This window comes from Amycolatopsis thailandensis, from assembly GCF_002234405.1.
Taxonomy (GTDB): Bacteria; Actinomycetota; Actinomycetes; order Mycobacteriales; family Pseudonocardiaceae; genus Amycolatopsis; species Amycolatopsis thailandensis.
The window spans coordinates 1-11,160 of sequence record NZ_NMQT01000176.1 but is presented as its reverse complement, the minus strand read 5'-3'; the positions used below and the strand labels follow the sequence as shown (position 1 = coordinate 11,160).

10 protein-coding genes are annotated in these 11,160 nt (G+C 70.5%); 2 read left to right on the top strand and 8 right to left on the bottom strand.

Going from position 1 to position 11,160, the window contains the following annotated elements:
* Nucleotides 1-117: 117 nt before the first annotated feature.
* From CFP71_RS39705 to CFP71_RS39685, 5 genes are all read right to left on the bottom strand, one after another.
* Nucleotides 118-1,404, bottom strand: coding sequence for a geranylgeranyl reductase family protein (locus tag CFP71_RS39705; RefSeq protein ID WP_020633185.1), 1,287 nt, complete (start codon nucleotides 1,402-1,404; stop codon nucleotides 118-120).
* The gene (locus CFP71_RS39700) at nucleotides 1,401-2,105 is read right to left on the bottom strand and encodes a demethylmenaquinone methyltransferase (protein WP_093939040.1); all 705 of its coding nucleotides are present in this window, start codon (nucleotides 2,103-2,105) and stop codon (nucleotides 1,401-1,403) included. The genes CFP71_RS39705 and CFP71_RS39700 overlap by 4 nt, the downstream gene beginning before the upstream one ends.
* Nucleotides 2,106-2,173: 68 nt before the next feature.
* Complete coding sequence (locus tag CFP71_RS39695; protein ID WP_093939039.1) at nucleotides 2,174-2,944, bottom strand: AfsR/SARP family transcriptional regulator; 771 nt, start codon at nucleotides 2,942-2,944, stop codon at nucleotides 2,174-2,176.
* Nucleotides 2,945-3,023: 79 nt separating this feature from the next.
* Entirely contained in the window at nucleotides 3,024-4,127 is a 1,104-nt protein-coding gene (locus CFP71_RS39690) for a glycosyltransferase family 4 protein (protein ID WP_093939038.1), read from the bottom strand.
* Nucleotides 4,128-4,129: 2 nt separating this feature from the next.
* Nucleotides 4,130-5,200 carry a glycosyltransferase family 4 protein gene (locus tag CFP71_RS39685; RefSeq protein ID WP_279629268.1) on the bottom strand — a complete coding sequence of 357 codons (1,071 nt, stop codon included), beginning with the start codon at nucleotides 5,198-5,200 and terminating at the stop codon, nucleotides 4,130-4,132.
* A gap of 159 nt (nucleotides 5,201-5,359) precedes the next feature.
* Between CFP71_RS39685 and CFP71_RS39680 the strand changes: the two genes are divergently transcribed.
* Nucleotides 5,360-6,190 carry an inositol monophosphatase family protein gene (locus tag CFP71_RS39680; protein ID WP_093939037.1) on the top strand — a complete coding sequence of 277 codons (831 nt, stop codon included), beginning with the start codon at nucleotides 5,360-5,362 and terminating at the stop codon, nucleotides 6,188-6,190.
* Nucleotides 6,191-6,349: 159 nt separating this feature from the next.
* Here CFP71_RS39680 and CFP71_RS39675 read toward each other — a convergent pair whose 3' ends face one another.
* From CFP71_RS39675 to menD, 3 genes are all read right to left on the bottom strand, one after another.
* Nucleotides 6,350-6,790: a DUF3592 domain-containing protein gene (locus CFP71_RS39675; RefSeq protein ID WP_093939036.1), complete on the bottom strand. Its 441-nt coding sequence runs from the start codon at nucleotides 6,788-6,790 to the stop codon at nucleotides 6,350-6,352.
* A gap of 22 nt (nucleotides 6,791-6,812) precedes the next feature.
* Nucleotides 6,813-8,333: a M1 family metallopeptidase gene (locus CFP71_RS39670; RefSeq protein WP_093939035.1), complete on the bottom strand. Its 1,521-nt coding sequence runs from the start codon at nucleotides 8,331-8,333 to the stop codon at nucleotides 6,813-6,815.
* 108 nt (nucleotides 8,334-8,441) lie between these two features.
* A complete protein-coding gene (gene menD, locus CFP71_RS39665; RefSeq protein WP_167406440.1) occupies nucleotides 8,442-10,118 on the bottom strand; it encodes a 2-succinyl-5-enolpyruvyl-6-hydroxy-3-cyclohexene-1-carboxylic-acid synthase in 1,677 nt (558 codons plus the stop codon).
* 57 nt (nucleotides 10,119-10,175) lie between these two features.
* Between menD and CFP71_RS39660 the strand changes: the two genes are divergently transcribed.
* Nucleotides 10,176-11,099 (top strand): 1,4-dihydroxy-2-naphthoyl-CoA synthase, encoded by a 924-nt coding sequence (locus tag CFP71_RS39660; RefSeq protein WP_093939033.1) that lies wholly within the window; start codon nucleotides 10,176-10,178, stop codon nucleotides 11,097-11,099.
* Nucleotides 11,100-11,160 lie beyond the last annotated feature (61 nt).

Below are 11,160 nucleotides of genomic sequence, written 5' to 3'. Positions count from 1 at the left end.
GGGACCGACGCGCCACAACCCCCTGAGCTGGGGCTGAAGGGGACTTTCCCCGCGTGAGATGCGGCGAAGGGGCCCTTCACCGCGTCTCACGCGGTGAAGGGCCCCTTCAGCCCGGCGTCAGCGCGGGGTGGGCGTGGCGCGGGCCAGAGCGGCGATCAGGCGGTCGACGCCGTCCCCGCCCTTGGCGTCGTAGCAGCCCGAAAGTCCCTTGTAGACCAACGGAAGGATCGAGTTGATCCGCAGTCCGTACTTCGTCGCGGCGTGCATGACCTTCGGCTTCCCGATCAGCTTCGCGAACACGTTGCCGAGCCGGTAGTAGCCGCCCATCAGCTCACCGACGGCGCGCGGGTAGCCCTCCAGCGCCCGCTCGCGCGAAGGCCCTTCGCGGCGCGCCAGCGCCTGCACGACGAACTCCGAAGCCAGCTGCGCGGACTCCATCGCGGCCGAGATGCCCTCGCCGTTGAACGGGCTGACCATGCCGCCCGCGTCGCCGAGCAGCAGCAGGCCGTCGCGGTAGTGCGGGGTGCGGTTGAAGCCCATCGGGAGACCGGCGCCGCCGACCTTGCCGATGGCGTTCTCCTCGCGGTAGCCCCATTCCTCGGGCGTCCCGTCGAGCCACTGGCGCAGCAGCGCGCGGTAGTCGGTGCTGCGGAACGCGGCCGACGTCGACAGCATGCCGAGGCCGACGTTCACCGTGCCGTCGCCCAGCGGGAACGCCCAGCCGTAGCCGGGCAGCAGCTTGGGGTCGCGCGGGTCCGAGCGGTCCCAGAGCTCCAAGTGGCCCTCGATGAACGGGTCGTCGTGGCGCGGGCTCTTGTAGTACTGCCGCACCGCGACGCCCATCGGGCGCTTCTCGTTCTTCTGGATGCCGACGCTCAGCGCGAGCCGCGCGGAGACGCCGTCGCAGGCCAGGACCAGCGGCGCGCGGTAGCTGACCGGCGTCTTCTCCGGACCGACCTTCGCCTCGACGCCGATCACGCGGCCGGTCGGGCTGGTGATCGCGCCGGTGACGGTGGTGCGCTCGTAGAGCCGGGCGCCCGCCTTGACCGCGGTCTTCGCGAGCAGGTCGTCGAAGTCCTGCCGGGTCCGCGAGACGCCGTAGGGCGGGTAGCTGGTCAGGTCCGGCCAGTCGAGCTCAAGCGTCAGCTCGCCGGTGAGGATCCGCAGGCCGCGGCTGTGCACCCAGCCCGCGTCCTCGCTGGTGTCGATCCCCAGGTCGATGAGCTGCTTGACGCCGCGCGGGGTCAGGCCGTCGCCGCACACCTTCTCGCGCGGGAACTCGGTCTTCTCCAGCAGCAGCACGTCGACGCCCGCGCGGGCGAGGTACGTGGCGGCGGTGGACCCGGCCGGACCGGCACCGACGACGATGACCTCGGCGTCGTGGTCAGGGTTGCGACGTGTCATGGCCGCGAGTTTACGGAGGGCTTTTTGGCACGGTGGATGGCGACGACGCCGAACGTGAGGTTCAGCCACTCCACCTCGGTCCACCCGGCGCTCGCGATGATCTCCCCCAGCGTCCGCTGATCCGGCCACGCCAGCATGGATTCGGCCAGGTAGGAGTAGGCCTCGGGGTTCGACGAGGTCCGGCTGCCGACCCAGGTGAGCAGCCGCAGGATGAACTTGCGGTGCAGGAACCGGATCGGCGGGAATGTGGGCGTCGACACCTCGCAGATGACCAGGCGGCCGCCCGGTTTGACCACGCGCGCGATCTCGGTGAGCGCGGCCTTGGTGTCGACGAAGTTCCGCAGCGCGAGCGAGATGGTCACCGCGTCGAAGCTGTCGTCGGCGAACGGCAGCTTCAACGCGTCGGCGGCCACCATCGGGACGCCGCGATGCTTGCCGGCCTTGAGCATGCCGACCGAGAAGTCCGCGGCGAGGCACCAGGCTCCGTTGCGCGCGTACTCGACGGTGGACACGCCGGTGCCGGCCGCGAGGTCCAGCACCTTCTCGCCGCGTTTGGCGTCCAGCACCCGCGCGGTGATGGTGCGCCAGCGGCGGTCGAAGCCGAAGGTCATGAACGAATTCGCGCGGTCGTAGCCGTCCGCGACGTCGTCGAACATGGCGGCGACTTCGTGCGGATCCTTGTCAAGACTCGCTCGGGACATGCCCGAACCCTAACCCGGCTCCGCTGAGACACTTCGGCCAAGCGGGAGCAAAGCGACGCCCCGTAGGGTCACCTGGTCCGGTGAAGCAACGCCGGGGCACGGTGCGCACCGGCCCCCGCGACCTCGCCGGCGAGGATCCTGCGCTCCAGCAACCGCAGTTCCGGCCCCGGTTCGAGGCCGAGCTGATCGACCGAGAACCGGCGCGCACGCCGGTACGCCGCCAGCGCGTCGGATGTGCGGCCGGCTCGCCAAAGAGCGTCCATCAGGAGGTACTGGGCACGCTGCCGCAGCGGATGCCGCCGGACCAGGTCCGTCAGTTCGACGGCCGCGCTCGCGTGCCGTCCAAGGGCCAGTTCGGCCTGGTAGAGCTCTTCGAGCAGGACAAGGCGGTGCTCCGAGAGACGCATCGTCTCGTCCGAAAGCATCGGGACGTCCAGGCCGTCGTAGGGCGCGCCGTGCCAGTGCGTGAGGGCCTGGCGGATGAGGGACGCGCGCTGCGCGGGGTCCGCGGACTTGAGCGCCTGGCTTCCGAGCGTCTCGAAGGTTTCGACGTCGAGTTCGCCGGGGTGGACTTCCAGCCGGTAGCCGCCGTTGTCGTACCCGAGCCGGTCGCCTTCGGGCAGGGCTTGGCGCAGCTTGTGGACGTGCCAGTGCAGCTTCGGCACCGCCCGCGGCTCCCATCGGCTGTCCCACAGGGCCTCGGTGAGCACGTTCACCGGCACGAAGGTGTTCGCCCGGACCAGCAGCACGCCGAGGAGCGTTCTTCTCATCCGGCCGTGCAGCGGGACCGACCGCGAACCCGAAGAGATGCTGAACGTGCCCAGTACTTCGAACCTCACGTGCCGTCCTCTCGCTCGATGGCGTGAGGGGACGATGAATGCCGGTTGTACAAAGAAGATACAAATGATCTTGGCGTGATCAGATGAGCGCGGAGAGCATTCCTTCGACCGATCTCGGCCAGGCGAATTCCTCCGCTCGCGCCCGCGCCGCCGCACGCCGAGTGAGCTCCGGTTTCTTCAAAAGCTCGGTGACGGCGCCCGCGAACGCCGGGGCCTGATCGTCGACGGCCGCACCGCAGCCGGGACGGACGATCTCCCGCAGCGCCGACGACGCCGAGACCACCACCGGCGTCCCCGAAGCGAGCGCCTCCAGCGCGGCCAGCCCGAACGTCTCATGTGGACCGGGTGCGAGCGAGACGTCGGCACTGGCCAGCAGGCGCGCGACGTCGCCGCGTCCGGCGAGGAAGCCGAGGAAGGTCACCGGGAGGCCGCGCGCCCGCCGTTCCAGCGCCCGGCGCCGAGGCCCGTCACCCGCGATCACCAGCCGTACCCGGTGCCCTGCCTCGGTCAACGTGGCGACGGTGTCCACACTGCGCTCCACGTGCTTCTCCGGCGACAGGCGTCCACAGTGGACGAGCAGCGCGTCCGCGTTCCCGGACAGCGTGTGCCGCCAGCCGTCGTCGCGCCGGGCGGGCGCGAACGTCGTGAGGTCGACGCCGAGCGGGACACGCCGCACGTTCGGCGCGGCGATCCGGTCGAACTCCACGCGGGCGAACGCCGTCGTGCAGACGACCGTGTCGTAGCCTCGTGCCATCCGCCGGTTCGCGACGTCCGCGACGCGCCGCGCGACGGGCTCCGGCATCAGGAACTGCTCCAGCAGCCTGTCCAGCCGCTCGTGCGAGATCACCATGCTGGGCACGCCGTTGCGCCGCGCCCAGACGCCCATACCGCGCAGCGTGAGTCTGTCGGACACTTCCAGTCTGTCCGGTTCGAGGCGTTTCAGCACGGCGCGAACCCGGTGCGGATCGACCGCGCGATAGCCGCCCGTCCCCGGGATCCGCGGTGCCGGAAGGGAAAACCGGCGGACGCCCGAGGGCAGCGTCTCGTCCGCGTAGCGCCGACCCGGCACCACGAGGGTCACCTGATGTCCGCTGGCCACGTAGCCGGCGCCGAGATGGTGCAGCGCCGTCCGCAGCCCGCCCGAGCGTGGCCCGTAGAAGTTGGCCAGCTGGACGATGTGCATTTTTACGCCGCGCGAGCGACTTTGCCCTGAACGGCTTCGTAATGACCGATCAGTTCGTGGCAGACCGCGGGCCAGGTCCGGCCCAGCACCACCTTGCGCGCCTTCTCCCCCAGCCTGGCGCGCAGGGCTTCGTCGCGCAGGTCGTTCACCTTGTCCACCAGCGCCGCCGCGAAGCCGGCCCGATCGGCGGGCAGCAGATAGCCGGTACGACCGGGCAGCACCAGGTCCTTCGGGCCGCCCGCGTCCGGCGCGAGCACCGGGAGCCCGGACGCCATCGCCTCCTGAATGGCCTGGCAGAACGTCTCGTGCGGTCCTGTGTGGACGAAGACGTCGAGGCTCGCGTACGCGGCGGAAAGCTCTTCGCCGTACCGAGCGCCGAGGAACGCCGCGCCCGGGATCCGTTCGCGCAGCATCGGCAGCTCCGGCCCGTCGCCGACGACGACCACGCGGATCCCGTCGACCCCGGCCAGCGCGGTCAGCCGCTCGACCTCCTTTTCGGGCGCGAGCCTGCCGACGAACCCGACCAGCAGTTCGCCGTTCGGCGCCAGCTCGGCGCGCAACGCGGGATCGGCGTGGACCGGCGAGAACCGCTCGATGTCGACGCCGCGCGCCCAGCGGTGCACCCGCGGGATCCCGTGCAGTTTCAGCTGTGCCACCGAATCCGACGACGGCGCGAGCGTGCGGTCGGCCCGCGAGTGCAGGCGGCGCACCCAGCGCCAGGCCGCGCGGGCGGCGATGCCGAAGCCGTACGCGGCGGCGAATCCGGCGATGTCGGTCTGGTACACCGCGACGCACGGCACCCGCAGCCGTCTCGCCGCGGCGAGCCCGCGGGCGCCGACCACGAACGGGGACGCCAGGTGCACCACGTCCGGCCCGAAATCGGCCAGCGCGGTGAGCACCGTCCGGGTCGGCACGCCGACCGGTAGAGAGTTCACGCCGGGGAAATCGAGGGCGGGGATGCGCACGACCGGGGCGCCGAGGTACTCCCCGGGGCCCGGCCCCGGGGCGATGATCAGCACGTCGTGCGCGCGGTCGCGGAGGTGTTCCACGACGCGGAGCACGGAGTTGGTCACGCCGTTCACCTGGGGCAGGAAACTTTCGGTGACTATCGCGACTCGCACGACGATCACTTTCGCATCCGGTTGTGACGCCCACGCCAACAAAAACGGAACAGACGACATGTCATCTCAAGGTCGTGTTCCGTAAACCAGTTTCGGCCACACTAGGCAGGCATGACCCTCCTGTCGTCAAGGCCGCCTCAGCCCGTCGAGCCCGGGCTGTTGTCGAGGGCCCTCGAAGTGGCCGGGCGGCTGGCCAACGACGCGACCGACGTGATCACCGCGACCGCGGGCCGTGGTGCCCAGCCCGATCCGAGGGACTCACCCTTCGATTGGGTCACCGACACGGACCGGATCCTCGAACGCCACACCCGCCGCGTGCTGACCGCCGAGTTCCCCGGCATCCCCGTCGTCGGCGGTGAGTTCGGCGCCGACCACGGTGCCGACGTCGCCGAGTACCGCTGGGTCGTCGATCCGGTCGACGGCACCGCGAACTACGTCGCCGGTGTCCCCTGGTGCGCGTACAGCCTCGCCCTGATCGACGCGTCGGGGCCGGTGGTGGGCGTGGTCGCGGACCCGTACCGCGCCCAGATCTACGCCGCCGCGCGCGGCCGCGGCGCCCGGGCGAACGGCAAGCCGATCACGCTCGCCGACCGTCGCGGGACCGCCGGGGCGATCGTCTGCACGGAACTCACGCGCAAGGGTGTCTGGCCGGGCATGGGCCAGTTCATCGAACGGGCCGCCGCCGCGCACGCCGGGGTCCGGGTGCTCGGCTCGGCCGCTTTGGCGATCGCGCAGGTCGCGCTCGGGCACGCGGCCGCGGCGGTGCTGCACAGCTACCGCGAGTGGGACGTCGCCGGTTCGGTCGCGCTGGCCATCGAGGCCGGGGCGGTGGTGCTGGACCGGCACGGGGAAGGCACGGCCCTCCCCGTCGACGCGCTCCTGGTCGCGGCCCCCGGGGTGGCGGACGAGGTGCTGGGCTGGTGGCAGGAGTCGGTCGGCTGAGTTCGCCTTCTGATCACGAGTGTCGTCCGTCTGATCACGCGTGTCGTCCGTCTGATCACGCGCGTTCGCCGATGCCGCACAGCGGGCGCGGCGGACCGATCCGGACGACTCACGTGATCAGAGGGACGACACTCGTGACTGGATGGACGACACGCGTGATCAGACGGACGACACGCGTGCTTTGGCGTTCTGCCGCCGGATCCACCACAGCAACGGACCGGCGATCAGCCAGGTGAAGAAGATCATGCTGCCCAGCGGCAGCAGCGTGTTCGACGCCGAGCGCCCGGCCACCCGCGCGAGTTCCGGGTCGCCGGCGTCGTACTCGATGTTCACCAGCTGCCCGGCGGCCAGCCCGGCCGGGTAGAGCACGCCGTTGGACGGGCTGTGCATGATGCCGTCGGGGGTGGCGTAGTTGATGATCGTCCGGTCGAACGCGACCGACTCGACCTGCGCGGTCGCCTGGCCGAGCTGCGCTTCGATCGCGCTGTCGTTGCGGAAGGCGGCGAACAGCAGCGAGACACCGAGCACGGTGACGAGTGAGGCGACAACGAGGGCGGCATACCACCCGATGCGCCTCACCCGCTCCGCTTTGGCCGTCACGCCGCGAGCGTAGCGCTACCCGTCAGTGGGCGTGTCGCTCGCCGAGGAATTCATGGGTCGCCTTGATCTGCGGGTAGGACTTGGGTGCGACCGGGGCCACAGCGGCCCGCTGAGCCGCGGCCGGCACGCCGTTCGGACCCACCGCGGGCTTGCCCTTGGTGTACAACCAGGTCTGGAACAGGTCGTACAGCGGCTTGCCCGAGATCTTCTCCGCCAGCGCGATGAACTCCGGGATGACCGCCGACTTGCTCTTCTTCACCTGCTGCCAGGTCTGCAGGATCCGGAAGAACGTGTCGTCGCCCACAGCCTTGCGCAACGCGTGCACCGCGAGCGCGCCGCGGTCGTAGACGGCCGCGTCGAACTGCTTGTCCGCGCCCGGGTCGGCGGGCAGGACCTGCCAGAACGCGGCGTCGGCCGGCTGCGAGTCGTAGATGTACTGGGCGAGTTCGTCGGCGGTGCCCTCGCCGGTCTCCTCCGACCACAGGAACTCGCCGTAGGAGGCGAAGCCCTCGTTCAGCCAGATGTCACTCCACTTGCCGAGCGTGACGCTGTCGCCGAACCACTGGTGCGCCTGCTCGTGCGCGACGACCGAGGTGTTGGAGCCGGACCGGAACGCCCGGGCGCCGTACACCGGCCGTGTCTGGTTCTCCAGCGCGAAGGTGATGCCGGTGGTGGCGACGCCGCCCTGCGCCTCGAACGGGTAGGGCCCGAACTTCGACGCGAGGAATTCGGTGATCTCCGGCGTCCGCTCGATGCTGGCCTTGGCCGCGCCGAGCGATTCGCCGAGGTCGGCGCCGTAGGCGGTGATGAACGGCTTGCCGTCCGGGGTGGTCTGCTCGTTCACCTCGAACTTGCCGACCTCCAGCGACGTCAGGTACGTCGCCTGCGGTTTGGTGCTGCGCCAGTTCCAGCGCGTCCAGCCCGGCCGCTGCACCGTCTTGCGCACGAGCGTGCCGTTCGACAGCGCCGCGACGTCGTTGGGGACCTCGACCGAGATGTCGTAGGTGGCCAGGTCGGTCGGGTGGTCGTTGGAGGGGAACCACCAGGCCGCGCTCTGCGGCTCGTCGACGGCCAGCGCGCCGTCCGGGGTCTTCTTCCAGGCGGTGAAACCGTCGATCTTGACCTTCGACGGCGTGTCCGCGTAGGCCACGACGACGGTCGCCGTCTGGCCCTTCTTGAGCGGGGTGGCCGGGGTGACGCTCAGCTCACCGGTGCCGTCGGTCGACGTCGCGAACTGTGCGGGCCGGTTGTTGACCCGGACGCTCGACACCTTCAGGCCGAAGTCGAGGTTGAACCGCGACAGGTCCTGTGTCGCGGTCAGCAGGATCGTCGTCGACCCGGACAGCAGGTCGGTCGAGGGCTGGTAGGTCAGCCGCAGGTCGTAGTGGCCGACGTCGTAGCCGCCGTTCCCGGCGTGCGGGTAGTACGGGTCACCGATCCCGATCGAGCCGGGCGCGGGCGCGGCGGCCGCGGTGCCCACGAGCAGCACCGAGACGACGCCCGCGGTCAATCCGGCGAAGCCGGCGCGAGTCTTCAAGCGCATTGCGAATCCTCCCAGGATTTGTCAGCGCGCTCGAAACTATCCAGACGATCATCGCCCAGACACGTCCGAAGGAGGGGTTCCTACCTTCTGGACTGAGACGCGAAACGCCTAGACAGCGCGTACGGCGGAGGAAACCGCCGTACGGAGGCGCGCGTGCAGCTCACGGTGGCGCGTTCGGTCCACCCGGACCTCCACCACCCGCAGCCCCGGCGCGGGCTTCAGCGCCGCGCGGAACTCGGTGAGCGTCTCCGCGACGACGTGCGGCACGCGGTAACCGGCGCACAGGGCGCCGAGGTCGGCGCCGTGCGGCGTCCCGAAAACCCGCTCGAAACCGGCGTTGTGCTCGGGCGCGCCCTGCTCCAGCAGGGAGAAGATGCCGCCGCCGTCGTCGTTGAGCACCACGATCGTCAGATCGGGGCGCTGTTCGGCGGGGCCGGTCAGCAAGCCGCTCGCGTCGTGCAGGAACGTCAGGTCGCCGAGCAGGGCGTACGAATGTCCCCTGTGGACGGTCGCGGCGCCGATCGCGGTCGACACCATGCCGTCGATCCCGGCGACGCCGCGGTTGCGGTGCACGAGGACGTCGGGCCGCAGCCGTCCGGCGAGCGCGACGTCGCGGGTGGGGTTGGACGAGCCGACGACCAGCAGCGACCCCTCCGGCACCGCGTCGACCAGCTCGGTGGCCAGGCGCAGCCCGCTCGGCCACGGCTCGGCGGCCAGCGCTTCGGCCACCGCCGAAGACGCGGCCTTGTCCGCGCGCTGCCAGCCCGCGAGCCACTCCGGATCGGCCGGTTTGGTCGGCTCGTCGAACCACTGGCCGACCTGGCGGACGTTGTGCGCGGGCGCGGGCCAGTCCGAATCGGGCCGGACCAGCAGCACTTCGACGTCGGGATCGGACAGGACCCGCTGGACCTGCCGGAACACCGTCGGACGGCCGATGCACAGGACCTGTTCGGGTTTGTGCCGCGAGATGAACTCCTCGACGCCGAGCAGCCACGCGCCGGACGAGATCGCCGTCGCGCCCGCCATCCCGATGCCGCCGGTCTCGGAGACGACCGGCCAGCCGTGCAGCTCGGCCCATTCGCTGGCGGCCTGCACACCGGTGTCGCACGCGATGACCAGGCCGTGCCGGGCCGAGGGCACCACGAACGAGGGAAGCGCGCCGAAGTCGGGGAGCTCGGTCCAGCGGGCGCCGTCGGGACGCCCTTCGAGTGACTCGTACCACTCGCCGTCATCGTTGATGTCGGGGACGAGCGGCTCGCGGAACGGGATGTTCAGGTGCACCGGCCCGCAGCGCCACTCGCCGTACGCGGCGTTCCAGGCGCGGCAGATCTGGCCGCGCCAGTACGAGTTCTGCCCGGCGCGGCGTTCGGCGACGGCGAGCTCGTCGAAGTACCGGATGGCGTTGCCGTAGAGGTGGTGCTGGTCGATGACCTGGCTCGCGCCGGCGGCCCGCATCTCGGGCGGACGGTCGGCGGTCAGCACGATCAGCGGGACACCCGCGCGGTCGGCCTCCAGGACGGCGGGGTGGAAGTTCGCGGCCGCGGTGCCCGAGGTGCACAGCACGGCGACGGGGCGGCCGGTGCGCGCGGCGATGCCGAGGGCGAGGAAGGCGGCGCCGCGTTCGTCGATGCGGACGTGCAGCTGGAGCCGTCCGGCGGCCGCCGCGTCGTAGAGCGCGATCGACAGCGGGGCGTTGCGGGAGCCCGGGCACAGGACGACGTGCGAGACGGTGTTGCGGACGAGTTCGTCGACGATCACCCTGGCCTGCGCGGTGGAAGGATTCACCGGCAGACCTCGGGTTTCACTCTACGACTCACGGCCACACGTCCTATTCTCCCAAACGTGGATGACGCCCAGGTTTCCGAGCTGTTCGACCCCGCCTTGTGGACCGAGATCGAAGGTTTCGACTTCACCGACATCACCTATCACCGCTCCGCTGAGAGCCGTTCGGGCAAACGTGTCGTGCGTGTCGCGTTCGACCGTCCCGAGGTCCGCAACGCCTTCCGTCCGCACACCGTCGACGAGCTGTACCGCGCGCTCGACCACGCGCGGATGAGCTCGGACGTCGGCTGCGTCCTGCTCACCGGGAACGGCCCGTCGCCGAAGGACGGCGGCTGGGCGTTTTGTTCCGGTGGTGACCAGCGTATTCGCGGACGCTCCGGGTATCAGTACGCGGACGGGGAGACCTCCGACACGATCGATCCGGCCAGGGCCGGACGGCTGCACATTCTCGAGGTCCAACGGCTGATCAGGTTCATGCCGAAGGTGGTCATCGCCGTGGTCCCGGGGTGGGCGGCGGGCGGCGGGCATTCGCTGCACGTGGTGTGCGACCTCACGCTGGCCTCGGCCGAGCACGCGCGGTTCAAGCAGACCGACGCCGACGTCGGCTCCTTCGACGGCGGCTACGGCTCGGCGTACCTGGCCAAGCAGGTCGGGCAGAAGTTCGCGCGGGAGATCTTCTTCCTCGGCCGCGAGTACACGGCCGAGCAGATGCAGGCGATGGGCGCGGTCAACTCCGCCGTCCCGCACGCGGAGCTCGAGGCCGAGGCGCTGGACTGGGCGTGGGCGATCAACGGCAAGTCGCCGACGGCGCAGCGGATGCTGAAGTACGCGTTCAACCTCACCGACGACGGCCTGGTCGGGCAGCAGCTCTTCGCCGGCGAGACCACGCGGCTGGCGTACATGCAGGACGAAGCCGTCGAAGGCCGCGACTCCTTCCTGGAGAAGCGCTCCCCCGACTGGTCGGCCTTCCCCTACTACTACTGACCACACGCATTTCGTCCTCTGAATGCGGTAGTTGCGTGGGCAACGATCGCATTCAGAGGAC

Excerpts from the sequence above, each read along its gene's own strand:
- CFP71_RS39705 (WP_020633185.1), bottom strand. The coding sequence starts at position 1,404 with ATGACACGTCGCAACCCTGACCACGACGCCGAGGTCATCGTCGTCGGT.
- CFP71_RS39700 (WP_093939040.1), bottom strand. The coding sequence starts at position 2,105 with ATGTCCCGAGCGAGTCTTGACAAGGATCCGCACGAAGTCGCCGCCATG.
- CFP71_RS39690 (WP_093939038.1), bottom strand. The coding sequence starts at position 4,127 with ATGCACATCGTCCAGCTGGCCAACTTCTACGGGCCACGCTCGGGCGGG.
- CFP71_RS39680 (WP_093939037.1), top strand. The coding sequence starts at position 5,360 with ATGACCCTCCTGTCGTCAAGGCCGCCTCAGCCCGTCGAGCCCGGGCTG.
- CFP71_RS39670 (WP_093939035.1), bottom strand. The coding sequence starts at position 8,333 with ATGCGCTTGAAGACTCGCGCCGGCTTCGCCGGATTGACCGCGGGCGTC.